This is a genomic window from Myxococcus sp. CA005, assembly GCF_006518205.1.
Lineage (GTDB): Bacteria > Myxococcota > Myxococcia > Myxococcales > Myxococcaceae > Myxococcus > Myxococcus xanthus.
The window spans coordinates 16989-42566 of record NZ_SRLV01000065.1 but is presented as its reverse complement, the minus strand read 5'-3'; the positions used below and the strand labels follow the sequence as shown (position 1 = coordinate 42566).

The window sequence follows — 25578 nt, the reverse complement described above, 5'->3', positions numbered from 1 at the left end:
CCTGTGAGGCTTTCGCAGGGACGCGCCTTCCTTGCTCCATCTTGACAGGGGTTGGACCGGCTCGTGCGCAACTACGTCACCTCGGCCTATGTCATTGCTCCGGAATGGAGCCTATGGGACACGCCCGTTCTCCACCGGAATCGCGCGTTGGCGCGGAAGGCGCAGCTCTACCTGCGCCAGCGCTGTGACATTCTTTCCGCGCAAGCCAACTCCTGGACGGGGCGCGTGCGAGTCGAGCACGCAGCGGGCCTGCGCGCCGAGCACATCGCCGACCTCGTTGACGCGGCCATTCGCGAGGCGCTGGAGGATATCGCTCCGGACACGGACTCGCGTGCGCTGGAGTCCACGCGCAACGCGCCCCCACGCATCCGTGTCCTGGTCGTGGCGCTCGCGGTGAGCGCCAGTGGGTATGTCGTGCACTCCGTGGTCGGGTCGGCGATGCGCATCTTTCCCCGCTGGTCCGTGTGGGGAGGGATTGGCGCGTTGCTCGGTACCAGCGCCGCGGTCATCCACGCGGCGGACGACGACGTCGAGGACGAGACCCGGACTCAACGTGACCATGCGCTCCGAGAGTTGCTGAAGGCCTCGCGGCCCTATCACCGCATGTTGTTGCTCGCCATGGCCGCCACGGTGGTCAGCAGGGCGATGCAGGTGGGCTACGTGGCACTGGTAGGGGTGCTCACGGATTCGTTGCTCTCTCCGCACCGGGTGATGTTGTTCGGGCGGCGATTGCCCATCGGGCGGCTCGGACTGGGGAAGGTCGCGGCGGGGTTGGTGGCGCTGATCGCCGGCTGCTCGTTCTTCGAGTACGTCTCCCGAATCCTCTGGATGCGCGCCGCGCACCGCATCACCCATGACCTGCGGCTGCGTCTGTACGAGCATGTCCAGAGCCTTGAATTGAAGGCGTTCGCCGACACCAGCCGCGGGAACTACCTGACCCTGCTCAACGAGGATCTCAACCGAATCGAGTTGCTCTTCTCCTCGACGTGGGGCGTCTGGAACGAGGTCGCCTATGCCACGTGCAGCACGGTGGGCTTCTTCCTGGTCAGCCCCGGGTTCGCGGGCCTGGCCGCAGTGCCGATGCCCGCCCTGCTGCTCCTGGCGCAGTCGCTGGAGAAGCGCATCCGCCCCCGGTACGCCGCGCTGCGGCAGCAGGCCGGCGTGCTTCAGGGCGTGCTCAACAACAACATCGATGGGATTCCCACCATCCGCGCCTTCGGCGCCGAGCGGATGGCGGCCCGATGGGTGGATGAGGCGAGCGTGGGCTTCCGGGGGGAGCAGGACGCGGCGACCCAAATTCATTCCTCATACAACCCGGTGGTGCTCGCCGCGGCGAACACGCTCCGCATGGTGACCGCGCTGGCGGCGGGGTTCCATGCGTCCAGGGGGCATCTCACGCCGGGCACCTATGTCTCGCTGGTCATCCTGAGCACCTCCTTGTCCCTGCCGATGCTCAGCGTGGCCCGCGACTTTCCGCACATCTTGTCGACGCTGGCCTCGCTCAGCCGTGTGTTCAAGGCCTTTGAGCTGCCCCGCGAGCGCCGGGACGAGGGTGCCGCGCTGGACGCGGGCGCCGTTCGTGGCGCCATCCGCGTGGAGGACGTTCGCTTCGGGTATCACCCGGGCCTGCCGGTGCTCGACGGGTTCTCGGTGGATATCCCGGCGGGGAAGATGACCGCCTTCGTCGGGGAGACGGGTTCGGGCAAGAGCACGCTCGCCAAGCTCCTGCTGCGCTTCCATGATGCGGACGCGGGCCACATCCTGCTGGATGAGCAGGACATCGCGGGGCTGCGGCGAGGCGACGTCCGGCGGGCCATCGCCTATGTCGGGCAGGACATCTTCCTCTTCAATGGCAGCATCCGGGACAACATCGCCTTCGGCATGCCGGACGTGGGGCTCGAGGCCATCCAGGAGGCCGCTCAGAGGGCGGGGGCGCATGAATTCATCATGCAGCTACCCCAGGGCTATGCGTCGCACACCGGCGAGCTGGGTCAGAAGCTCTCGGGTGGGCAGCGCCAGCGCATCGGCATTGCCCGCGCCCTGCTGCTGCGCAGGCCCATCCTCATCCTTGACGAGGTGACCTCCTCGCTGGACGCCGTGACGGAGGCCCAACTGTTGCGCGCCTGGTCCGAGGTCCTGGCGGGTCGCACCGTCATCGTCGTCGCCCACCGCCTGTCGGCGGTCCGGGACGCGCACCGAATCCACGTGCTCGAACGCGGACGGATTGCCGAGTCGGGCTCGCACGAGGAGCTCCTTGGACGAGGAGGCCGTTACGCGCGGTACTGGGACCTCCAGGTCAACCAGAAGGAGCTCCCGCCGGACGCCTTTCCTGGGCGCGGAGGGCTGCCTTCATGAGGCTGACGCTCATCGGGCACGCATCGCTCCTCATCGAGACGGCGGACTGCCGCGTCCTGATGGACCCTGTCCTGTGGGATCCTCACCAGGAAGGACTGTTCCACGTCCATCCCGCCCGGGAGGTGCTGCACGCACGGCTCCCTCCTCTCGATGTGCTGGTCATCTCGCATCGGCATCTCGACCACTTCGACATCCGGAGCCTCGCGCACCTGCCCCGCCAGGTTCAGGTCGTCGTTCCCCAGGACCCGTTGCTCGAGAAGTCGTTGCGGGCGCTCGGCTTCGAGGAGGTCCATGCGCTGGCTCCGCTCACGGAGTTCTTCGTGGGGGGCACGCGCTTCGTGACGACCCCGTCGCGGGCGCCGGTGCGTGAGTTCGGCCTGGTGATTCAGGACGAGACGGGCACCTGCTTCAACGCCGTGGATACCGTGCTGGATGCGTCGGCCGTGGCGGCGGTCCGGCAGGTCGCTCCGACGCTCGACGTGTTTCTGGCCTCCTGGCAGCCGATGCTGGAGGTGGACTTCCAGTGGAACAGGCCGGTCGCGTTTCCAGTCCAGCGCTATGCCGAGCTGCTCGGGCACGTGGCGGCGCTCGAGCCGCGGGCAGTCGTTCCGGGCGCCAATGGGTTTCGCTACTGTGGCATCTCCTCGTGGCTGAACCAGGTGGTGTTCCCCGTGTCCCGCGCGCGCTTCTGCGTGGACGTGAAGCGGGCCCGGGGGGACTGTGCGGTGTTCCCCATGGACCCGGGGGACGTGCTGGAGTTCGGAGCGGCAGGGTTTCGCCTCGACGCGGGAGGCGCCTCCTTCGTGCGGCGGCTCCCGGAGGCCCGCGTGTCCCTGGACTACCGTCCGGTGGACTTCGATGGGCGCCTGGTGGATGGGCCCTGCGCACCGGATGAAGCGGCGGCCATCCGCGCCTCCGTGGAGCGAGTGATGGACGTCGAGTTGCCACGCTTCCTGGAGGAAGCCGACGCGACGTGCTGGCGCCTTCACCAGCAACATGGCGTCGTCCAGCAGCTCGAGGTCGTGTTCCCGGACGAGCGGCTGTCCTGGTGTATCGACTTCACGGCGAGCCCTCCGCGGATGGCGCGGGGCGCCAGCTCGCTGGCCACGGTCCATTCCCTGGTGACGGCCTCGGTGCTCCACGGCATCGCCTCGGGGACGCGGACGTGGGACTACGCCATCATGGGTGGCTTCTACCGCCGGTTCTTGACGTTCGAGCCGCAGGCGCCTCTCTCGGATCCGCTGCGTCTGCGGTTTCCCTCAGGCCAGGCCCAGGCGAGCGTCATCGAGGCCGAGGTGGCCCGCTGGGCCGGTGTCAGGCCGCTTTCCTCGGCGCGTGCTCCGCGCGCGCTGCTCCAGCGATGTGGGGTTTTCCCGACAGGGGCTACGGCACGATGAACCTACTTGGCGTCTATATTGGTCTTCACGACAGCAACGTTGCCCTCTCGGTGGATGGCCGGGTCCGCTATGCGAAGTCCGAGCGGCTCACGGGCATCAAGCACCATCGCTCGGCGCTCTCGTTCGTCCGGGAGATGTGCGAGCGCTGGGGCGTCACCCGGTTGGATGGGATTGCCTTCTCGGATGGGGACCGCAATGGGCTCGGCGCGTGCAAGCTGGGCGAACTCTGGAAGAAGGTCTCCCCCGTGGCGGAGCTGGGGAGCGCCCCCACGTACTGCGTGGACCATCATTACGCGCACATCTTGAGCACCTGGCCCGTGGCCGACACGGCTGAACTGGAGCTGGGCTTCGCCATTGACGGCCGGGGAGACAACGAGGCACGCAAGACGGTCATCGCCCGCCCGGGAGCGCGGAACCCGGAGCTCGTCCACCACAACGCCACGCGCTCCTTCGGGCGGCTCCTCGAGCGCATCGGGGAGCTGATGAAGTTGAGCGCCACCCCGGGAAACGAGAGCGACCTGGCCGGGAAGGTCATGGGCGCGCAGGCGTATGGCGAGGTGGACCAGGACTTCGTTCGTTCGGTCGACGTCGAGGCGCTTGGAGAGCGCCTGTATGACTTCACCGACAAGGTCCCCTGGCGCGGCAGGGTCCCCATCGAAACCCCGGACTTCTTCCAGTTCGACAACCCGAGCTTCCGGGACTGGCTGTCGACCGTCCACGCGTTGCTGGCGGCTCACACGCAGGCGCACTTCGCGCGCTTCGCGCGCCCGGACATGGCCATTGCGTACGCGGGGGGCTGTGCGCAGAACGTCGTCATCAACCAGGAGCTGTTCCTCCGCTATCCCCGGCTGGTCGTTCCTCCCCATGGGTATGACGGGGGGCTGTCGCTGGGGTGCCTGGAGCTGCTCCGCATCCAGCTCGGACTGCCGCGCTTCTCCACCGAGGGCTTTCCCTACTGGCAGGAGGACGACTGCGAGGACGCTCCCACGGAGAGCACCATCGCGCAGGCGGTGGAGTTGCTGGCCCAGGGGAAGATTGTGGGCTGGTTCCAGGGGCGGGGCGAGGTGGGACCGCGCGCGCTGGGCAACCGCTCCATCTTCATGGACCCGCGGCAGCATGATGGAAAGGACCGGCTCAACTTCCGCGTCAAGCACCGTGAGACGTGGCGGCCCTACGGCGCCACCGTGCTGCTGGAGCGGACGCCCGAGTGGTTCGACCTGGCGGAGGAGAGCCGCTACATGCTTCGTTCGGTGCCCACGCGCCCTGAGCGCCAGCGGGAGATTCCCGCCATCGTCCACCAGGACGGCACCTGCCGGGTCCAGACGGTGGGGCGAGATGCGCCGACCTCCGCCCGGCGGCTGGTGGAGCGGTTCCAGCAGCACACGGGCCTGCCGATGCTCCTGAACACGTCGCTCAACGCAGGCGGCAGCCCCATCTTCGCGACCCGGGCGCAGTGCCGGGACTTCTTCGCCGCCGTCGACATGGACGCGCTCTTCATGGGGAACGAGGTGCTTGTCCGCCAGGGCTGAGGTGTGCCCACGGGCGGAGAGGCATGGGCCTCAAGGTGCGTCCGTTCCAGGCCGTCCTTCCGCGTAGTGGTCAGGGAGCCGCGGGCGCCCGTCGGGTCGCTGGAGGGCCTCGGAAATGGACTGGGCGTAGCGCTTGAGGAATGCCCCGCTCCCCTTCAGGTCGCCCTGGCCACGGACCCGGTCCTCGCCCTGGACCCGCGCGAACCGGAGGTGGTGACGGGCGCGTGGACCCAGGCTGGCCCAGAGCTCCGCGGAGAAGGTGCGGCGGTAGTCCCGGTCGCTCAGGCTGCACTCCTCGACCACGCGCCCCAGGACGGCGCCCAGGTCGAAGAGGCGGCGATGCCGGACGGCGGCGCCGCTTCCCCGCCCCATCCGGCGCAGGCTCAGCGCCAGCGTGGCGCCGGCGTCGGACAGGAGCCGGTAGGGTACCTGCTCCGCGGCGATGCAGTACAGCGAGAGCATGTACCGGGGCGCGTCCGCCAGGTTCGGTGTGCCTCGGTGGACCATGCGGTGGTCGCGAATCAGCACGGCGCCGCGGCGCATCACCAGCTTGCGTGACGGAATCCGCCGGACAAGCGACTTCAGCGTGGGCTCGTCGATGCGGTGTGCCCCGGTGGTGAACGGCGCGAGCCGTCCCTCCGACGGTGGCTGGTGCGTTCCGGGCCAGACCTCCATCGGCCCGTTGTCGGGCGTGACGTCGACGAGCGGGATGTTGATGGCGATGCTGAAGCGCGTGTAGTCCTGATGGGCCGTCTGGAAGCCCGCGTTCGGAAAGGGCGTGTCGGACGCGATGATGTAGTAGACCCAGTCCGGTCCCAGCAGTTGGTCGATGACGCCGGTGATTCGAGGGTTGTCAACCAGCATGGCCTCGAAGTACGGGCGCCGGGATGGCAGGTGCATGTTCCAGCGGTTGAAGTCGTGGTTGCCGCCGTCGGGCTGGAAGTCATTCAGAACGCCGTCGTTCGCCTCGCAGCGCGCATCCCGGGGCGCGGGCTTCAGGTCGAAGCGTGCGACCTTCGCGTGCAACGCCTGCTCGAAGTCAGCGCGCAGCACGTCAAGGAAGTCGTCGCTCAATGCCTGCTCGATGACGACGTAGCCCTCCCTTCGGAACGCTTCGGTCTGGTGCGCTGTCGCTTCGGTATTCACTGGGTCGTTCATGGAGCGCCTTCCCGCGAGAGCCGCTCGCGAATCAAGGGGACGAGGGGCGTTTGTTGCCATTCGAGGATTCGGGTGATGGCCAGCCGCCAGTAGCTGGGGCCGACCCTGAGAGCGCCCAGGCTGGGGATGTCGACGATGTGCTCGCCCATGACCCAGAAGTGGCGCGCCAGCACCAGGTCATCCAGGGCCTCCAACTCCCAGGACGCAAGGGGGCGGACCCGCTGGTAGCCCGCGATACACCGGGCTCCACTCTCCACGATGTCGGGCGCGGGGACGCCGGCCCGGCGCATCGTCCACAGCAACACCGCCGGGTCGTAGGCAAACCAACCCGGGCCGCTCAGGTCCATGTCGAAGAACACCACCTGCCCGTCTGGGGTGAGGTGGTGGTTCTCACCGTTGCAGTCTCCATGGATGAAGCCGTGGCTCGCCTCATCGGATGGGAAGGAATCCAGCCGGCGCCGGATGGGCTCGGCGAGCGCCTGCAGCCGCGCCAGCTCCGGTTCCAGCCGGAGCTCCTGGAGGAGGCCCGTGATTCGCTCCAGGGGCGTGTCCACCAGCCGCTTCCGGTCAATGGCCATGCGGGGGAGGCGCGTCTGAAAGCGCATCGAGGCCAGGTGCAGCTCGGCGAGCCGCTGTCCGAAGCGCTCCATCCCCTCCAGGTTGGAGAACGCGGCGCTTTCTCCCTCCGCCCAGGTGAACAGGGCGAGGTCTCGCATTCCCTCCGGGGCGTCGAGCCTGCCGAGCAGCGCGCCATCCCGCCGTGGCACGGGCGTGGACACGCGGACGCCTCGCTCGGCGAGGTGGAGGAGCCAGGCCAGCTCGCACCGGCGCTCATCGTGGCTGAAGCCCGGTTGGAGCCGGAGTGAGTAGACACGGCACACCCCGCGCCAGCCGGCAGACTCAATCAAATAGGAGTCATTGTCCCCGGTGGCCAGGAGCTGCGCCTGGATGGGTTCCGCCAGGGAATAGGCCTGCCGGATGTGGGCCGTGACGGCATCCGAGGAGAGGAGGGCGCGTATCACCTTCATGGCGAGGACTCCCGGTCGGCGAGAGCCTGGAGCACCCGCTCCAGGAGCGCGTCGATATGGGGCCGGGACAGCGACGTGGCGTCATGCATGACGTGGAGCGTCGCGGTGCCGGATGTGGAGTTCAGCGAGAGCGTGACAGTCAAAGGGAAGTGCCACACGTTGTGCATGTGCCGCGCGGCCACGCGGACCCCCTCAGGGGAGGGCTGTTCGTTCCAGAAGTGCGTGAAGTTGAAGCAGACGGGGAAGCCCGCGCCCAGGCAGTCCCCAAAGAGGTCCGGGAAGAACCATGCGCCGTGCAGCTCCGCTTGACGGAGCTGTTCATCCATCGCCTTGAGGCGTGTCCGCGGAGTGCCCACGTTGCTTCCGATGACGGGGACGAGGCTCCAGAAGAGGCCTACCGCGTCCAACGCGGCATCGAGGCGTTCCGAGCGTCCGTTCATCACCACCCAGGCGCTCGACGTGTCGGTGCGCGCCTCCTCGGCGAGTGCGTGGAGCAGCGCGGACAGGTAGAGCGCCTTGAGGGAGCTTCCCGCGTCTTGCGCCCTCTGCGCCGCCCGCGCTTGCGTGGCTGGGGGGACGGTGAGCGAGAAGCCCTCGAAGCGGGAGCGGGACGGAGGGACGGGAGCGCGGGTGGCGTAGGGCGGAGGTGGCAGCCGCTGGAGGATGTCTGCCCAATACGCGCGTGCGCGCTCGTCGCGCAGCCGCTCTGCCTCCAGCGCGACGAGCTGGCGTCCCGTTGGAAGCGGTGGCGGGACGGGAAGCGCCACGCCGCGGCGCAGCGCCGCGTAGTCCTGGAGCAGGGCATTCTCGAAGGCCGTCAATCCCCAGCCGTCATCCACGGCGTGGTGCGTCGTCATGAGCAGCGCGCAAGCCCCTGGTCCGCGTCTCACCAGGAGAATCCGGCAGGCGGGAGCATCGACGTCGGCGAGAATGTCCCGCGCCAGCTCCCTCTGGGCGCGCTCGTCGAGGTCGGCGTCCTGGGCGGAGCGAGGCCGGTCCGACAGGTCGAGCTCCGCGAGCTCCACCGCCGCTACGGGCCGGACCCGCTGGTACCACCGGCCATCGGTGTCGCGCGTGAAGGTCGTGCGGAGCGCGCCGTGGCGCGAGAGCTGGCGCAGCAGGGCCTCGCGCAGGATGGCCAGCTCCAGCCGTTCGTCTTCGAACTCCCAGACGGTGTAACCGAGGTAGACGGCGTCCACGGGGCGGTGGTGCGCATGGGCCTCGAGCATGAGGACCTGCACCGCCGTGGCCGGGTAGAGTTCCTGGTCTCCCGGGCGCAGCAGCCGCTGGCGCACCACCGCGTCGACCTCGGACGCCGCCAGGTCGAGCGCCCGCGCCGGCTGGCCTTGCCTGGTCTCGAGGTAGGCGCCGCAGCTCTCGATGGTGGGGTGGCGGAACAGCTCCGCGGCGCTGAGCTCCAGTCCGCGGCGGCGGAGCGCCAGCACGAGCTGGATGGCCTGGATGGAGTCGCCCCCCAGGCTGAAGAAGGAGTCCGTGACACTCAGGCTCCGCACTTGCGGCAGGACTTCGCGCCAGCCTTCGAGCAGGACCTGCTGAAGCGGAGTGCTCGGCATCACCTGCGCCTGACGCGCGCGCCGCGCATGCGCAGCAGCCGCCTGGAGCGCGCGCCGGTCCACCTTGCCATTGGCGCTGGCCGGGAAGGACTCCTGCGCCAGCCACTGCGTGGGCACCATGTAGTGTGGCAACCGTGCCGCCAGCCAGGACTCGAGTCCCGCCAGCGCCTCTTCGGGCACGCCGATGACGCAGCCCACCAGGGTGGCTTGGGCTCCGCTGCCCAGCAACAGGACGACCCCCGCGTGGACGTCCGGGTGCTGGAGGAGCACGCGCTCTATCTCTCCCAGCTCGACCCGGTAGCCCCGGACCTTGACTTGCTGGTCCGCGCGTCCGAGCAGGGCGACGTTGCCGTCTCCCCGGAGGACGCCCAGGTCTCCTGTCCTGTACATGCGCTCACCTGGGTGGCGCGGGTGCGGGACGAAGCGTTCCGCCGTGAGGTCCGGCCGGCCGAGGTACCCCAGGGACACCGACGGCCCCGCGATGCACAGCTCGCCCGGTGTCCCGATGCCCAGCATCCGGCCCGCGGGGTCGACGACGAGGAACTCCACGTGCGTCATCGGGCGTCCGATGGGGGCCATGGCGTCGTCGCTCATGGGGCTTCCCGAAGCCGTGGCGTCGAGCTCGAAGAAGCTGCTGTCAATCGTGGTCTCTGTCGTCCCGTAGCTGTTGACCAGCCGCGTGCTGGCGTGGAGGCGACGGCGCAGGGCGCGCAGGTCTCCCATCCGCCAGGTGTCCGAGCCCACCACCAGAAGGTCCAGCGGAGGGGGCGGCTGGTCCATGACTTCGAGGTGCACCCGGATGGCATTCGCCACCACGGGGGTTGTCTCGAGGAACGTCACCCGGTGGCGTTCGATGAGCGACAGGATGCGCTCGGGACTCACGCGTTCCTCGTCCGTGGCGATGACCAGCGTGCCGCCGATGAGCAGGGAGCGTCCGAGGTCCCCCACCGACACGTCGAAGGCGAAGTTCGCCAACTGCAGGACGACAGGGCGAACGAGCCCGTAGTCCTGGCGCCACACCGCCACGGCGTTGCTCAAGTTGTCCCGCGTCACACCGACGGCCTTGGGCTGCCCCGTGGAGCCCGAGGTGTAGATGCAATAGGCCAGCGGACTGGCTCCTCGCGGAGGCCGCTCCTCTCGCCGCCCGGGTGGCGCGACGGGGCCCTGCGTATCCAGGTCGACGAGCTCGATGCCTTCGGGGCAAGGGCCGGCGAGCAGCGAGGCTCGCGTGACGAACACCGCGCAGCTGCTGTCACGCAGGAGCAGTCGGATTCGGTCCGGCGGGAGTCCGGGGTCGATGGGAAGGTATGCCTGGCCCAGCTCGAGGATGCCCAGGACAACGACGAAGAAGGCTTCCGAGCGCTCCAGCATCACCGCGACGGGCCGCTCGGGCCAGCCGGCCTTCGCGAGCCGGGCGCCGAGCTCCTCCGCGAGCCTGTGCGCCTCGTCCGCGACCTGCGTGTAGGTGAGCCGCCTGGAGCCGCAGAGCAACGCGGGGCGGCCTCCGTCCTTCGCGACGGCGTGACGGAAGCCGGCGAGCAGGCCGTCGGGAGCGGGCGTGGGAAGGCGGCGCCCCCCGAACATCTCGAGGATGAAGGTCTGCTCCGCCGGAGGCAGGGGCTGCAGCGCGTCCAGGGGTGCATCCGGTTTGCAGAGGACCTCGCCCAGGAGCTGGAGCTGGCGCTGCGCGAGTCGCTCGATGCGGTCCGCGTCGAATAGATCCGTGGCGTATTCGAGCTCCATGACCAGCGCTTCGCCGGTCCGGACGAAGTCGAAGCTGAGGTCGAACTTGCTCGTGTGGTGGGGAATCTCCACGCGGGTGCAGGTGGTCCCCGCCAGGCGCAGGGCGCGATGCTCCTCCTGCTGGAGCGCAATCATCACGTCAAAGAGGGGGGAGCGGGATGGCTCACGAGGCAACCCGGACGCCTCGACCACCCGGTCGAAGGGGAGGAGGCCATGGTGCTGCGCCATGGTGCTGCCCTGCCGGACGCGCTCGAGGAGTTGAACGAAGGATTCCCGTCCGTCGAGCCGGGTCCTCAGGACGATGGTGTTGACGTAGAACCCGACCTGCTCCGCCAGGTCCAGGTGGTCTCGCTCGGCCAGCGGGGCCCCGAGGGAGATGTCACTCTGCCGTGTCTCCCGGTACAGCAGCAGCTTGACCAGGGCGGTGAGCGCCACGAACAAGGTCGTCCGGGTGCGCTGGGCCAGGTTCTCCAGGGCGCGCAGTTGCTCGGGGGGCACGCGCACCTGGTGTACGCGCCCTGCCTGCGTGGGGCGCGCGGGCCGGGGCCGGTCCAGCGGCAGGTCCAGCGGGGGCGAGCCCCCTTCCTCCGCCAGTCGGGCGCGCCAGTAGTGCGCGGCATCGCGTCCAGCGGGGCCCTCCACGCGTTGCCGCTGCCACGCGGTGAAGTCGCGGAGCTGGAGGGGGAGCGGGACGACGGGAGGCGAGGCGCCGCCGCGCAGTGCCCGATACGTGTGCTCCAGTTCCCGGGTGATGACACCCATCGACCAGCCATCACAGACGATGTGGTGGATGTTGAGGGTGAAGAGCCATCTTTGGGGGGCCACGGCCAGGACCGCGGCCCGGACCAACGGACCTGTGCGAAGAGAGAATGCGTGGGCGGCCTCTGCCTCCAGGAACAGCTCCGGGGCCGGCGTCCCCTGGGGCTCCAGCCAGTCGACGCGAGCTTCCTGCTCGATGCATTGCACCAGTACGCCGTCCCTGAGGTCGAAGCGTGTCCTCAGGGCTTCGTGCCGCTGGATGAGCCGATCGAGGGCGCGGCGGAGCAGGGCGACGTCCAGTTCTCCGTCCACCCACCACGCATGGACGAGGTTGTAGGCCGCCGAGCCACCATTTACCTCGTGCACCAGCCACAGCCGGCGCTGCGCGTCCGAGGCGGGATATCCAGGCGCCTCTGGCAGTCGTGCCACCTCCGGAGCGGGTGCCTGTGGCGCAGTGACCAGCGCTCGCGCGAGCGCTCGAAGCGTGGCCCCTTGCAGCAAGGCCTGTATCGGCAGCATGTAGCGGTGCCGCGCGCGTGCCTCGACGATGAACCGGGCCGCGCTCAGGCTGTCGCCGCCCACCTCGAAGAAGCCCTGGTCGGCCTCCACGCTGACCCCGAGGATTTCCTCGAGCAGCGCGCACAGGTGTTCCTCCTCGGGTGTTCGTGGCTCGCCATGGGAGGCGGACCTTCGGGGCTCGAGCACTTGCAGGCGTGCAAGGTCAATCTTTCCGTTGGGCGTCCGGGGAAACGCATCCAGCACGTGAATCCGGCTGGGGAGCATGTACGCCGGCGTCTCACGAGCCAGCATGCGCCGGAGCGCCACGGGCTCCAACCCTGGACGTCCCACCACATGGGCGACGAGCCTCCGCGAGCTGGCATTGGCGCCCACGGGCAGCACCACGGCACGCTCGACGCCTTCGAGCGCCTGGAGCCGCGACTCGACCTCCTCGGGCTCCACTCGATAACCCCGAATCTTGACCTGCCGGTCCACGCGCCCACGGAAGAAGAAGACGCCGTCTGACCGCTGATAGCCGAGGTCGCCCGTGCGGTATGCCCGCGCGCCGGGGTGGTACGGGTGGGGAACGAACTTCTGCGCCGTGAGCTCGGGGCGGGCGTGATAGCCACGTGAGACGCCCTGGCCGGCGATGCAGAGCTCTCCGAGCTGGCCCGGTGGGCAGATGCCTCCCGCCTCATCGAGGACGAACATCGAGGCGTTTCGGACAGGACGCCCCAGGGGGATGCCTTCTGGGAATGACGCGTCTGCGTGGACCTCGTGATAGGCCGAGCAGATGGTCGTCTCGGTGGGCCCGTACGTACTGACATAGCGACACGTCCGTGCGTAGTGGAGGGCATCCTCCTCGATGGGGGCGTCACCTCCGGTGTTGACCAGGCGCACCGAAGGAATGGGCCGCCGGCCCAGTGCATGCAAATACGCGGGAGGCATGGACAGGAGCGTGGCCCGGTGTTCGTTGAGCCAGCCGACCATCGCATCGGGGTCTGCGACAACGTGCTCCGGGGGGAGGAGCAGGGTGGCGCCTGTCGCCCAGGTGATGAACAGCTGGAACATCGACGCGTCGAAGGACGGCGACGTGACGAGCAGGACCCGGTCCTCGGGGACGACATCGAACGCTGCGACGTGGTCCAGGACGAGGTTGAGCAACCCGCCGTGCTCGACCATCACCCCCTTGGGGAGTCCCGTGGAGCCCGACGTGTAGATGATGTAGGCGAGTGACTCAGGATGGGGTGGCGCCTGGCGGGCTTCTGGAAGTGAGGTGGGGGGCGCGTTCTCCTCGTCGAGTGCGAGGAATCGCGCGGCGAGGTTCCTGGTGTCGCGGTGCGTGTGGGGCCCGAGAACGAGCGGCGCGCCACTGTCCTGGAGCATGTAGTCGATGCGCTCGGTGGGGTATGCCGGATCGATGGGGACGTAGACGCAGCCGGCCATGAGCACGGCGAGCGCCGCTACCAGCGCCTCGGGAGTGCGCTCGGCGAAGACGCCCACCGGCGTCTGGGGGACTGCCCCGAGCAACCCGAGCCGCGCGTGCAGGGACCGCGCGCGCCGCTCGAGCTCTTGATAGGTGAGCTGGACGGTTCCCGTCGATATCGCGACCCGATGTGGGGTGCGTGATGCCTGCCGGACGAAGAGTTCGACGACGTCCAGCGGTGGACCTGCCTCCGGGACGGTGCTGGCGATGGAATGGGGCATGGCGCGAACGAAGCTCAGAGCAACGCGGCGGCGCGGTCCCAATGGATGTTGTCGATGCCCAGCGCCTCCGAGAACTTCTGGGCATCCGTCATCGCCCGTTCATTGGCGCTCAGGAGCTTGTTGGCGATGCAGTCGTCCATCATCACATCCGCGCGGGGGATGCCGAGTTGCAGCAGCACCGAACGCCAGACATCCGCTTCTCCTTCGCTGAACCAGAGCCATGGCAAGGGAAGGATTTCACGCACGAACTCTTGCTGCACGGGCTCCAGGGCATTGAACACGTCACGTGCCAGGGTCCCGAACAGGTCGACGTGTGAGGCTTCATCCTGTTGGTGGAGCGCCGTGGTGACGCGGTTGAATGCCTGGATTTCCGAGGCAGTGGACAGCAGCGAGAGATAGCGGCTGATGCACATCTCCGTGGCCACGCCCGTCATCAACTGGACCAGGTCCCGTTGCCATGCTTCCGCGCAGGAGGCCTGTCTCGCATGCATCCGCCGCACCACGCCAACCACGGGAAGACGCAGGTCTTCGAGTCCGCGCTGCTCGCGCGTGAGCCGGCAGGCACGTACGACGAGGAGGATATGGTAGGCCTCGTCCACCAGCGCCTGGGCCATGGACTCCCGAGCCGCCTGGCTCGTGGCTCCTGGCAGCTTGCTCAGGAGCACGTCGTTGCAGACCGGATTGACGACGTCCAGCTCCACCCTGACAACCCGCTCGTTGTAGATGAGCCAGCCGCAGCTCAGGACCCTTCGTTTCATCGCCTCGTCGAGGCCCTGGTAGGTAGGGTGGTCCCGAAAGGGGAGAAGGCGCTCGGCGAAGTCAGGCTTCGCGGGCTCCAGCAACTCCGTCAGGCTGGGCTCCTTGTTCTTGACCGCGGCCTGCCGTGCCCAATGGGGTCCCAGCCGGGTAAGGAATCGCCTCGCGGCGGAGCTGTCTCCTGAGAGGGGTTGAGTCACCAGTGCACCGTCATCCGCTTTCAGTTGCAGAGGGCTGTCGTTTCGCGTCTGAAGCCTAGCGGGTGGTGTTTGCCTTCTCAAGGCAGTGTGGAGTTGTCTTGTGGCGGTGTCTGGTCAAGGTGGTGGGAGGTTGGTATTGATTTGTGGTTGGCGTGTTGGTTTGTGTGGAGAGGCTTTGGGCTGACATGCCAGGTCAGCCGGTGGGAGCAAGGGCGCCACGAATGTGTGCTGGCGCCGCGTGCGCGGGTTGTCGTGCGGGGTGAGGCCCGCTCCTACGGGGCGTGGGAGGTGTTCCCCGCGACCAGGGCGTCCGCGAGTTGCGCCGCGTTGCGGATGCAGTCGTTGAGGCCCACGCCCTTGTACGCATTCCCGATGAGGTGCAGGCCGGGCAAGCGTTGCAGCGCCGCGTCGATAGCGGCCACGCGCTCCAGGTGTCCCAGGTTGTACTGGGGAATGCCAAGCGGCCAGCGGAACACCCGCGTGAAGGAGGGGCGCGCCGTCACGCCTGCCAGCGCCTTCAGTTCCTCGCGCGCCAGCGCCGCCAATGCATCCTCGTCCTGTTCCACCAGCCCTGGCTGACGCGCGCCCCCCACCATGCAGGAATAGAGCACGCGTCCGCCCTCGGCCCGGAAGGGAAAGGTGGTGGACGCGTGGATGGCGCCCAGCATCCGCCGCTGCTCCTCCGCTGGCACCAGGAACCCAAAGCCATCCGGCGCCGGAAGTGTCCCCGCGTCGAAGCCCAGGTGCACCACCGCGATGGGCGCATAGGCGATACCCGCCACCAGGGCGGCGAGCGCGTCATCCAGTGGGCGTAGCAATTTCGCGGTGGCATGCGCGGGCGCCGCCAGTACCACCTGGGCCACGGACAGTTCCGCGCGGCGTCCGTGCTCCTCGATGATGAGCCTCCAACCGCCGTCCTCGCGCGCCAGCCCCTCCACGCGCGCGCCCACGTGCGCCGCGTCACCCAACGATGCGGCGAGCGCGTCGATGAGCACCTGCAATCCGCCGTCGAACGTGCTCAGCGCGCCGCTCAACTTCGGCGCCGTTCCCGCGGGGAGCGCCGCCTGGCGCTGAGCCTTCTGCGCGCGGATGGCGCCCAGGATGAGGCTGCGGTGCTCGCGCTCCATCTTCACCAGCATGGGGAAGGTGGCCGCGACGCTGAGCTGCTCCACGTCGCCCGCGTAGATGCCCGTCTGCACCGCGTCGAGCAGCACCTGCGTCGCCCTGTGTCCCAGGTGGCGGCGGCCGAAGGCGGCCAGCGATTCGTCCACACCCTCCGGCGCGCGGCGGGAGAACAGTTCGCCAGCGACGCGCAACCGCGCGCCGAGCGGCAGAATGTCCGATGCGAGAAACGCGGGCGGCGAGGCCGGTACCGACCGGAGTCTGCCCCGCGTGTAGACATAGCGACGCTTCGCCGCCGGGTCCGCGGCGCGAATTCGCCCCTCCAGATTCAGCGCCGCCGCGAGCGCCCGCGTTGCGGGCTCGCGGTCCAGGAAGCTGTTGGGCCCCTGCTCCACCAGGTAGCCGGCGAGCGCATGCGTGCCCACCGCGCCGCCAAGTCGGGCGGAGGACTCCAGAAGCACGGCATCCGTACCGCGCGAGCGCAAATGATGCGCGACGGCCAACCCCGAAATCCCACCTCCCACGACGGCGACATTCATTCCAGTTGTCCTCGGCATGTGGTGCATCCGGTTACCAGCGTGCACTCCCTGGTCGTCAACACGCGTGTTTTGCCAGCGGAAGGCATTCAGCGCGTTAATGCCATGCATGCGCTACGTCATCACCGGAGCGAGCAGGGGGATTGGTTTCGAATTCGTCCAGCAGCTCCTGCTGCGGGGCGATACCGTCGAAGCCGGGGTCAGGTCGCCAGAGGGAGCACGGCGGCTGGAGCCGTTGAAACAGAAGGCGGGCAACCGCCTGCGCATCCATGCGCTGGACGTGGGAGACGACGACAGCGTGCGCGCGTTCGCCACCAACGTGTGTACCGGTCCCGTGGACGTGCTCATCAACAACGCCGGTGTCTCCGGCTTGTGGTGCGCGTTGGGTGACGTGGACTACGCGGACATGGCGCGCACGTTCACCATCAACGCCCTGGGGCCGCTGCGTGTCACCAGCGCGATGCTGCCGGGCTTGCGGCAAGGCGCCTTGCGGCGGGTGGCGCACGTCACCTCGCGGATGGGCTCGTTGGCGGCGAACACCGACGGCGGGGCCTATGCGTACCGCATGTCGAAGGCCGCGCTGAACATGGCCGTGCGCTCCATGTCCACGGACCTGCGCCCGGAGGGCTTCGTCACCGTGCTGCTCCACCCCGGTTGGGTGCAGACGGACATGGGCGGCCCGGACGCCACGCTGCCGGCGCCGGATTCGGTGCGCGGCATGCTGCGGGTCATCGACGGGCTGAACCCGGAGCACAGCGGCCGGTTCTTCGACTACCAGGGGACCGAAGTGCCCTGGTAGCCGTGCCCTCATGGGTAGAGCATCTGCGTGCGCCAGCCGCCGTCCTCGCGCAGGTAGACGTGCCGGTCGTGGAGCCGGCTCTCCTGGGCGTGCCAGAACTCGATGCGGTCCGGCACCACGCGGAAGCCGGACCAGTGCGGCGGGCGCGGCACGGGCTGGCCGGCGTACTTCTGCTCCACCTCCGCCACGCGGGCCTCCAGCTCCTCGCGAGTCGCCAGCGGCTGGCTCTGCAGGCTGGCCCACGCGCCCACCTGGCTGCCGCGGGCGCGGCTCTGGAAGTACGCGTCCGCCTCCGCGTCCGTGACGCGCTCCACGCGGCCTTCCACGCGCACCTGTTCATTCAAGGGCTGCCAGTAGAAGCAGAGCGCCGCGTAGGGATGCGCGCGGGCCTCGCGGCCCTTCCGGCTTTCGTGGTTCGTGTAGAACACGAAGCCGCGCGCATCGAAGTCCTTGAGCAGGACGACGCGCGCGCTGGGGCGCCCGTCATCCCCCACGGTGGCGACCACCATGGCGTTGGGGTCCACCGCAATGGCCTGCTTCGCTCGCTCGAAGAGCTCCGCGAAGCGCTGGATGGGGTCTGGAGGAATCATCACGCGGTGCAACATAAAGGGGGCGCGGCAGGTGTGCACCTTCGCGGTTGACTCATCCGGCACACACGTCAATGTGCGCACATGAATGTCCTCTTCATCTCCTCGGAGGTGGCCCCGTTCTCCAAGACGGGGGGCCTGGGGGACGTGGCCGGGGCCCTCCCCGCCGCGCTTGCCTCGCTGGGCCATGACGTCAAGGTCATCACCCCGCGCTACCGCGACCTGCGAGGCGCGGAGCGGCTGGAGCCCACAGGCCAGTCCCTGCTACTGCGCTTCCCCTTCGGCGAGCTGTCGGGCCCCATCCTCTCCGCCCGCGTGTCGGAGCGGCTGGAGGTGCTCTTCCTGGAGAACGCGTTCCTCTTCGGCAACCGCCACGGCCTCTACGGAGACGCGGGGGGCGCCTTCGCCGACAATCACCGGCGCTTCGCCTATCTCAGCGTGGGCGCGCTCCAGGCGGCGCAGCGGCTGCGCTTCATCCCGGACATCATCCACGCCAACGACTGGCAGACGGGGCTGGTGCCGGTGGCGCTGCGGCGCGGCTTCCAGACGGGGCCGCTGGCGCACGCGAAGAGCGTCTTCACCATCCACAACCTGGCCTACCAGGGGCAGTTCCCCAAGGACGTGATGGGGGACCTGGCGCTGCCCTGGGACTTGTTCACCGCCCATGACGGGCTGGAGTTCCACGACACGGTGAACTTCCTGAAGGCGGGGCTCGTCTTCTCCGACGCGCTCACCACCGTGTCCCCCACCTACGCACGGGAAATCCAGACGCCGGAGCAGGGCTACGGGCTGGACGGCCTGCTGCGCCACCGCGCGCACCGGCTCCACGGCATCCTCAACGGCGTGGACACGCACGAGTGGAACCCGGAGGACGACGCCTTCCTCCCGGCCCGCTACGGACTGAAGGACCTGTCCGGCAAGGCCGTGTGCAAGCGCGAGCTACTGGCCCGCTTCGGGCTGGAGGACGGCCCCGCGCCGGTGTTCGGCTTCGTCAGCCGGCTGGCGTGGCAGAAGGGCATGGACCTGCTGCTGGAGGCCCTGCCGGCCGCGCTCCACGCGGACATCCGCGTCGTCGGCGTGGGCAGTGGCGAAGGGCCTCTGGAGGAAGGGCTGCTCGCGTTGCAGTCCCGTTACCCGAAGCAGGTGGGCGTGCACATCGGCTTCGACCCCGGGCTCTCCCACCTGGTGGAGGCGGGGGCGGACTTCTTCCTCATGCCCAGTCGCTACGAGCCGTGCGGCCTGAACCAGATGTATTCGCTGCGCTACGGCACGGTGCCCATCGTCCGGGCCACCGGCGGGTTGGTGGACACGGTGGAGGGAGGGCTGGACGGAAACGGCATCCTCTTCGAGGCCTTCCACAAGTCCGCCCTGCTGGCGGCCATCCGCCGCGCCCTGGCCCTCTATGCGGACCCGTCGCGCCTGGATGAGTTCCGCCGCCGGGGCATGGAGAAGGACTTCTCCTGGGGGGCATCCGGCCGTCGCTACGAAGCGCTCTTCCACGACCTGGTGGCGGAATAGTGGGTGCGGACGGAAATTCGCAGTAATGTTGTGCCGTGGCGGATGCTCCGGACCTGGGTGGTTACGAGGTGGTCGGCCGGTTGGCGGTGGGCGGCATGGCGGAGGTGTACCAGGCGCGAGCCCGGGTCACCACGCAGCGCTCACCGGGTGAACCGGACGAAATTGTCATCAAGCGGCTGCACCCGTCGTTTCGCAGCGACACTGCCTACGTCAAGGCCTTCGTCGACGAGGCGAAGCTGACGGTCCGCCTGCGCCATCCGAACATCGTCCGCACCTACCGCCTGTTCAAGGCGGGGCCGGACTACCTGATGGTGCAGGAGCTCGTGAGCGGCCGGACGCTGGGCTACATGCAGGAGCTGCTGGTGAAGGCCGGTGCGGCCATGCCGCCCGAGTCCGCCTGCTACATCGCCTGGTGTCTGCTCAAGGCGCTGGACTACATCCACCGGGCCAAGGTGGGGGAGAACGGCGCCACCATCGTCCACCGTGACGTGAATCCGGCCAACCTGCTGCTGGGCATCAACGGCGACGTGAAGCTCACCGACTTCGGCGTGGCGGAGGTGGAGGGGCTGATGCGCGGCGACTCCGGCGCGCTGCGCGGCACGCTGCCCTACATGAGCCCGGAGCAGGTGCTGGGCCTGCCGGTGGACGCGCGCACGGACCTGTACGCGGTGGGCATCATCCTCTGGGAGCTGTGGTCCGGCCGCCGCCTCTTCGTCGGCGAGCACGAGGCGGAGCTGATGCACAAGGTGCGCGACGCACGGGTGCCGCTGCTGACGTCCTCTCCGGAGCTGCCGGACTACGCGGTGCAGGTGGCGCGCAAGGCGCTGTTCGCGGACCGGGCGCGGCGCTTCCAGACGGCGGCGGAGTTCATCAAGGCGCTGGAGTCCCTGTCCCGGCGCGCGGGCTGGCCGCTGACGGTGGAGGCGCTCCAGCCGCTGCTGGGGGGCTGAGATGCGCTCACGCCGCGCCGTCATCCTGGGGCTGCTGGGAGGCGGGCTCGCCGTGTCCGGGTGTCTGGGCTCGGTGCCCTTCCGGCCGCGGGCCTATGAAGACGCGGTGCGCGTGGTGGGCTTCCAGGTGGACTTCCGGCAGGACGGCACCGGCGTCCTGGACCTGGACCTGGCGGTGACGAACCCCGCTTCAGACGCGGCCACGCTGGCCGCGGTGGACTTCACGTTGCGGGTGGACGGGCGCCGCGTGGCGGTGGGCACCCAGCAGGTGGCGGCGCCCCTGGCGGCGGATGGGAGTGCCCCGCTGCGCGTGCTCTTCCCGCTGGCCAGCGCGCGCGCCACGGGCGGGCCGGAGCCCGTGCCCCGGCGGGTGCAGGTGGAGGGCGGGGTGGTGCTGCGCTTCGGCGGCACCGAGCGGCGCGCGCCCTTCAGGTCCGAACGCGTGCTCCCGCTGGCCTGGGTGCCGCCGCTGGACGGGGACTGAGGCCGCCGCCGCTCACGCGTGGGGTCGGCGCCACCCATGTGGTGTCATGGTAGTTGTCCGTTGCCGGCGGCCAGTGTGACGTGCCAGCGTGCTGGCCATGTCGCTTTTCCGACAATGTGTGTTTCCCATCTCCTTGGCGGTGCTGGGCTCCACCAGCGTGCTGGCCGCGGAGAAGTCGCCTCCCCCTGAGCCTCCGGCTCCTTCGCGCAAGGTCGACCCAACGAAGGCGCAGACGGAGGCGTGGCTGCGCGAGCACATCGAGGCGTGGAACGACTCGGAGGTGCACGTCACGGTGAAGGACTGCCGCATCATGGTGTTGGACAAGCCCCGTGAGCGGACGGAGATCGTCGACCTGCGCGGCTTGCTGCTGCCCATCGAGGTCATCCGGCTCAACGGCGGAAACGATGCGACGCTCCGGCTTCGTGTGAAGGAGAAGCACACCGGGACGTACTCCATGTTCCGCAAGTGCAGCGCGGAGAACCGCTACTGCGCGGAGCCCACCGGCAAGTTCCAGAGCCTGCCCTATGTGGACCTCTCCGTGACGTCGGTGCGGGACTTCGTCCCCGGGCGGCAGACGGACGTCGACAAGAGCCTGCGGCTGGAGCGGGCGCTCGAACACTACTCGCGGCTTTGTGGGGCGATGGAAGATGCGCGCAACCGGCTCTTCTAGGTTCGGGGCCGCGGGGCTGGCGGCGTTGCTCTTCTCCCAGGCGGGTTGCAGCACGACGTCCGAGTACGTGCGCGGCGAGCGCCTGCGAGAGGCGTCCCTGGGAGAGACCCACCGCGACACGCTGGAGAGCGTCGTGGATGCGTCCTACGTGGGCCGCGTCGCGGTGAAGCGCACCACCTGCACCGAGATTTCCACCGAGTTCAGCAAGAAGCGCATCGACACGACGACCAGCCCGCCCATGGGCTCGTTGCTCGGCGGGCTCGCGATGCTCGGAGGTGGCGGCGTCTTGATGGCGATGTCCGACGGCTCGTCCGATGACGACGTCGACATCACCATGACGCTCGGCGTGGTGCTGGCGCTCGCCTCCATCTACCCGTTGGTGACGGCGCTCACCGACGAGGACGTCAGCCAGGAGGAGGTCGTCACCGGCGAGGTCGAAGAGGAGCGCTCCCAGCGCTGTGATGAGCGGACCTTCTCGCTCAAGGGCCCGCTGCACTGGAGCGTCTCCCTGGGCGCCGCGCGGCGCACCGGGCGCACCGGAGAGGACGGCGCCGTGTCGCTGGGGCAGCCGCTCAACGAGCTGGTGGAGCAGGCCATCACCGACGAGGCCAGCGTCCGCCGGCTCGTCGCCGGGCGGGGCATTGCCTTCCGGTTGGAGCTCGAGCGCGCCCCACCGGCGGACTTCCGGCTCGATTCCAAGGCGCTTCCGGATGCCTACTTCCGGCGCTTCGCGGACCGCTACGGGCAGCAGCTCGGAGGCAGCGAGCGCGCCCGCTTCGAGAACTGCGAGCTGATTGGCAAGTCCGCGCGAGAGACGCTGGAGTGCTACTGGTCCCAGTAGTGGGGGAGGGGCCGGCCCCGGAGCGGGGCCGGTGCCGCTCCGGGCCTCAGCTCTTCGCGGAGGCCTGTTCCTCGCGGCCGTGCTCGCGCCCCAGCCCGTCGCGGGACTCCGCGGCCTTGCCGTCCTTGGTGAGGCCAGACTTCACGCGCGACATCCGCACGCGGTCGATGCGGGGGCCTTCCTTGGACGCCACGACGAACTGCCAGCCGCTGTAGGCGAAGCGCTCGCCCACGTCGGGCAGGTGGCCCGCCATGGAGGAGAGGAAGCCGCCCAGCGTGTCGAAGTCGCCTTCGGGCAGGGGGAAGCCGAACGTCTGCGTGAAGGCGTCCACCTCCAGCGCGGCGTCCACCAGGAAGCTGCCGTCCGCCAGCTTCTCCACCTGCTTCTCCTCCACCTCGAACTCGTCGCCGATGTCGCCGACGATTTCGCGGAGGATGTCCTCCAGCGTCACCACACCCATGAAGCCGCCGTACTCGTCGACGACGATGGCCATGTGGATCTTCTGCTTCTGCATGTCCCGGAGCAGGTCGCCAATGGGCTTCATCCACGGTACGAAGTGCGCCGGGCGGATGATGTCCTGCAGGACGATGAGCTCGGGGTGCTGGAGCAGGGGGATGATGTCGCGCGCGTGCAACACGCCGATGACGTGGTCCACGTCGTCCCGGTACACGGGGATGCGGGAGTGGTTCTCCTCCGCCAGCAGGCGCAGCAGCTCGTCCGGGGTGATGGTGACGTCCACCGTCACCACTTCCGTGCGCGGCACCATGACGTCGCGGCAGCGCTTGTCGGACAGCTCGAAGATGGAGCGGATGAGCTGCGGGGCGCTCTTGTCGACCTCGTTCTTCGCGGCCTGGGCGGCCAGCAGCTTCTCCAACTCCTCCAGCGGAGGGGGCGGCGGCTCGAAGCGCAGCGTCCGGCCGAAGGTGCGCGCCATCAGGTTGAGCACCACCATGGCCATGCGCATGGGCGGGTAGAGCACCGTCACCAGCAGCGAGGTGAAGCCCGACAGCCGCAGGGCCCAGCGCTCCGGGCTGCCGTTGGCCAGCCCGCGCATGGTGACTTCCATGAGCGTGGCCAGCACGCCCACCAGCAGCGCGCCCGCGGCGACGGTGGCCACCGGCAGCCACGCGGATTCGCCGTAGCGGCTGAAGTCCAGCATGCGCGGCGGGACGAAGGCGCCAATGGCCGCGGCCTGGAAGCCGCTGAGCACCATGCCCAGGCGCAGCGCCGTGGCCACGGGCTCGCGGTCCGTCTTGTGGCGGAGGACCCGGCGAGTCGCCCGGCCCGGCTGCGTGTTCGCCAGTTCCTGTGCTCGCAAGTCGGACACGCCGTAGAGCGCGGACTCCGAAGCGGCGACAAGGGCCCTGATGAAACTCAGCGCCAGGCAGGCGACCCAGAGGGTCCAGGTAGGCATAGAGCCCTGTTCTTATCCCGTGCTAAGGGTCCATACCACTGCGCTGGAGCTCTGATGTCCGCTCGCATGTACGTTGTTGGAGCACTCCTGGCCCTTCTCGTCCCGACGCTCGCACGTGCGTGGCCGGTGGACCTGGTCGTCCCCCTGGAGCCCGGGAAGGAACGCTTCCACAAGCTCGACACCGTGGACTGGGTCCAGGTGGCGGACGCCTCCGTGGCGGACGCGGAGCTGCTTCCCGGGAGCAATGAACTGTTGCTCACCGGTCAGAAGGCGGGACGGACGCTGCTCCTGCTGTACGCGGGGGGCCGCTTCGCCGTGTGGCGTCTCACGGTGGGCTCACCGCCGCCGGAGGACCCCGCGCCCCGGCTGGCCGCCGCCCGCAAGGCCTGTCCGGACCTGAACGCGACGAGCGGCGCGGAGCGCTCCCTCAGTGCTTCGGTGAAGGACTCCGCGTGCAGGTTGGCGCTGCTGGAGCTGCTGAAGACGGACTCCTTCGTGGCTCGGGAGCTGGAGTTGACCTTCGAGCTCCCCGTCCTCCAGGAGCAGCTCACTTCACTGGGGGAGGGGTTGAAGCCGCTGGGGCTGGAGGCTCGTTACAGCGGTGCGGGCGTGGTGGTGTCGGGCGCGGGCTCGCCGGAGGTGCACCGCAAGGCGTTGTGGGAGTTGTTCCACCGCTCCGTGGGCCGGGTGCCGCTGGACGACCAGATTCAGGAAGTGAAGCCGCCCGAGCCCACCGACGCCGGTGTGCCGGACGCGGTCCCGCCCGCGGTGCAGGCGCCGCGTGAGATTCCGGTGGAGGTGCTGCCGCCGCCGAAGAAGTCACGCACGCGCTGAGGGCTTTGGCTTGGCGTGTCGCGGGCTTGCGGTATGACGGGAGGCTCCCTCTTTCGCCCGCGCGCTTCAGCCGGCCGCGGCCGCTTCTTCGTGGAGGAGCCCGATGCGTTTGGCAGTCCGGTTGACCGCGCAGGCGTGGGTGTCGAGCCTGGCGCTGCTGATGCCCCTGGTGGCGTCCGCGCAGTTCGATGACGTGGATACTTTTCCGGCCTCCGAGCCCGAGCGCGGCTGTCCGAAGCGCCCGGACGTGGTGCCCTTCACTGCGCGCAACCTGGTGGGACTGCCGGGCTCGGGCTGGCTGGCGCACCAGGCCATCATCCCGGAGTCGAAGGACCGCTTCTTCGTGGAGTCCGAGCGCGACCGCTCCGGCGTGAAGCTGGTGCCGGAGGATGTGGACGTCCGGAAGCTGGGCGCGCCGGACCCGTCCGTGCCCTTGTGGGTGTTCGGCAAGGCGGACTCGGCGGCCTGCCGCGCGGTGCCCGTGGTGTGGTGGGCGGTGCGGATGGGGACGGACGCGGACCGCAAGACGTACCTCATGTCCGAGCTTCAGGTGGACTGTGACGTGCTGCCCCCGGGCCGGCTGTCGGGTACGCCGGTGGCGCTGCGCCAGAAGGACGCGCCCACGGGCTGCAAGCTGCGCCGCGCCGACGACAACTCCACCAGCGACGAGGGCCGCGGACTGCCCCTGGAGCTGTCGGACGTGCTTCCCGAGCGAACGTCGTGCGAGGCCCCGGAGTGCCAGCGCAAGTGGGAGATTTTCAGCAGCCGGTGGGATGACGGCAGCGCCGTGTTCGACATCGCGGTGTCGTGGATGAAGCGTGGCGGGAAGAAGGACCCCTGCGAGTGGGCCACGGAGGACCACACCGCGCTGCTGCTCCGGCCGGCGGGGGCGCTGGCGCCGCTTCCGCTGCGCTCCGGCGGGGCCTTCTTCGGCGCGCTCTATGACAGCACCGGGCTTCGCACCGTCTTCAGCCGCACCTTGGGCGTGCTCAACGTCCATGACGCCGCGAAGCCCAAGGTGGCGCCGAAGGCGGTGCGCTACGGCAGCCCCACGGAGGAGGAGCTGGCGCACGGGAAGCGCACGTTGTCACCGTGCAAGAAGTAGGGGCGTCGGGGTTG

The 25578-nt window shown here is 69.1% G+C and carries 18 protein-coding genes; 11 read left to right on the top strand and 7 right to left on the bottom strand.

What is annotated here, in order from left to right:
• Positions 1–63: 63 nt before the first annotated feature.
• From FMQ63_RS25530 to FMQ63_RS25520, 3 genes are read left to right on the top strand one after another with little or no spacing between them, the layout of a single operon-like run.
• A complete protein-coding gene (locus tag FMQ63_RS25530; RefSeq protein ID WP_225909776.1) occupies positions 64–2355 on the top strand; it encodes an ABC transporter ATP-binding protein in 2292 nt (763 codons plus the stop codon).
• Positions 2352–3752, top strand: coding sequence for an MBL fold metallo-hydrolase (locus FMQ63_RS25525; RefSeq protein ID WP_011551404.1), 1401 nt, complete (start codon positions 2352–2354; stop codon positions 3750–3752). The genes FMQ63_RS25530 and FMQ63_RS25525 overlap by 4 nt, the downstream gene beginning before the upstream one ends.
• Positions 3749–5281: a carbamoyltransferase C-terminal domain-containing protein gene (locus FMQ63_RS25520; protein ID WP_216609223.1), complete on the top strand. Its 1533-nt coding sequence runs from the start codon at positions 3749–3751 to the stop codon at positions 5279–5281. The genes FMQ63_RS25525 and FMQ63_RS25520 overlap by 4 nt, the downstream gene beginning before the upstream one ends.
• Before the next feature lie 30 nt (positions 5282–5311).
• Here the strand turns inward: FMQ63_RS25520 and FMQ63_RS25515 are convergent, their stop codons facing one another.
• The 5 genes from FMQ63_RS25515 to hemG form a co-directional block, all read right to left on the bottom strand.
• Positions 5312–6439, bottom strand: a complete 1128-nt coding sequence (locus tag FMQ63_RS25515; RefSeq protein ID WP_020478224.1) for a phytanoyl-CoA dioxygenase family protein — start codon at positions 6437–6439, stop codon at positions 5312–5314.
• Complete coding sequence (locus tag FMQ63_RS25510; RefSeq protein WP_011551407.1) at positions 6436–7467, bottom strand: phosphotransferase enzyme family protein; 1032 nt, start codon at positions 7465–7467, stop codon at positions 6436–6438. The genes FMQ63_RS25515 and FMQ63_RS25510 overlap by 4 nt, the downstream gene beginning before the upstream one ends.
• Complete coding sequence (locus FMQ63_RS25505) at positions 7464–13748, bottom strand: non-ribosomal peptide synthetase (protein WP_020478223.1); 6285 nt, start codon at positions 13746–13748, stop codon at positions 7464–7466. Before FMQ63_RS25505 ends, FMQ63_RS25510 begins: the two co-directional genes overlap by 4 nt.
• 14 nt (positions 13749–13762) lie before the next feature.
• Positions 13763–14704: a diiron oxygenase gene (locus FMQ63_RS25500; protein ID WP_100248076.1), complete on the bottom strand. Its 942-nt coding sequence runs from the start codon at positions 14702–14704 to the stop codon at positions 13763–13765.
• Between the two features lie 272 nt (positions 14705–14976).
• Positions 14977–16392, bottom strand: coding sequence for a protoporphyrinogen oxidase (gene hemG / locus FMQ63_RS25495; RefSeq protein ID WP_011551410.1), 1416 nt, complete (start codon positions 16390–16392; stop codon positions 14977–14979).
• A gap of 79 nt (positions 16393–16471) precedes the next feature.
• Between hemG and FMQ63_RS25490 the strand changes: the two genes are divergently transcribed.
• Positions 16472–17161 carry an SDR family oxidoreductase gene (locus FMQ63_RS25490; RefSeq protein ID WP_011551411.1) on the top strand — a complete coding sequence of 230 codons (690 nt, stop codon included), beginning with the start codon at positions 16472–16474 and terminating at the stop codon, positions 17159–17161.
• A gap of 8 nt (positions 17162–17169) precedes the next feature.
• On the opposite strand, the gene pdxH is transcribed toward FMQ63_RS25490, so the two are convergent.
• A complete protein-coding gene (pdxH, locus tag FMQ63_RS25485; protein ID WP_011551412.1) occupies positions 17170–17832 on the bottom strand; it encodes a pyridoxamine 5'-phosphate oxidase in 663 nt (220 codons plus the stop codon).
• Here pdxH and glgA point away from each other — a divergent pair, their 5' ends adjacent.
• The 5 genes from glgA (at position 17833) to FMQ63_RS25460 (ending at position 22211) form a co-directional block, all read left to right on the top strand.
• On the top strand, positions 17833–19266 hold the full coding sequence (gene glgA, locus FMQ63_RS25480) for a glycogen synthase GlgA (RefSeq protein WP_011551413.1): 1434 nt from the start codon (positions 17833–17835) through the stop codon (positions 19264–19266).
• Positions 19267–19301: 35 nt separating this feature from the next.
• The gene (locus tag FMQ63_RS25475; RefSeq protein ID WP_011551414.1) at positions 19302–20216 is read left to right on the top strand and encodes a serine/threonine-protein kinase; all 915 of its coding nucleotides are present in this window, start codon (positions 19302–19304) and stop codon (positions 20214–20216) included.
• 1 nt (position 20217) lies between these two features.
• Entirely contained in the window at positions 20218–20700 is a 483-nt protein-coding gene (locus tag FMQ63_RS25470; RefSeq protein WP_011551415.1) for an LEA type 2 family protein, read from the top strand.
• A gap of 97 nt (positions 20701–20797) precedes the next feature.
• The gene (locus tag FMQ63_RS25465) at positions 20798–21370 is read left to right on the top strand and encodes a hypothetical protein (RefSeq protein ID WP_216609222.1); all 573 of its coding nucleotides are present in this window, start codon (positions 20798–20800) and stop codon (positions 21368–21370) included.
• Positions 21348–22211, top strand: coding sequence for a hypothetical protein (locus FMQ63_RS25460; RefSeq protein WP_216609221.1), 864 nt, complete (start codon positions 21348–21350; stop codon positions 22209–22211). Before FMQ63_RS25465 ends, FMQ63_RS25460 begins: the two co-directional genes overlap by 23 nt.
• 46 nt (positions 22212–22257) lie before the next feature.
• Here the strand turns inward: FMQ63_RS25460 and FMQ63_RS25455 are convergent, their stop codons facing one another.
• Complete coding sequence (locus FMQ63_RS25455; RefSeq protein WP_011551418.1) at positions 22258–23625, bottom strand: hemolysin family protein; 1368 nt, start codon at positions 23623–23625, stop codon at positions 22258–22260.
• 54 nt (positions 23626–23679) lie between these two features.
• Between FMQ63_RS25455 and FMQ63_RS25450 the strand changes: the two genes are divergently transcribed.
• Together FMQ63_RS25450 and FMQ63_RS25445 are read left to right on the top strand one after the other, a co-directional pair.
• On the top strand, positions 23680–24459 hold the full coding sequence (locus FMQ63_RS25450) for a pilus assembly protein N-terminal domain-containing protein (protein WP_020478220.1): 780 nt from the start codon (positions 23680–23682) through the stop codon (positions 24457–24459).
• 103 nt (positions 24460–24562) lie between these two features.
• Positions 24563–25564 (top strand): hypothetical protein, encoded by a 1002-nt coding sequence (locus FMQ63_RS25445; RefSeq protein WP_011551419.1) that lies wholly within the window; start codon positions 24563–24565, stop codon positions 25562–25564.
• The last annotated feature ends 14 nt before the right edge of the window (positions 25565–25578 follow it).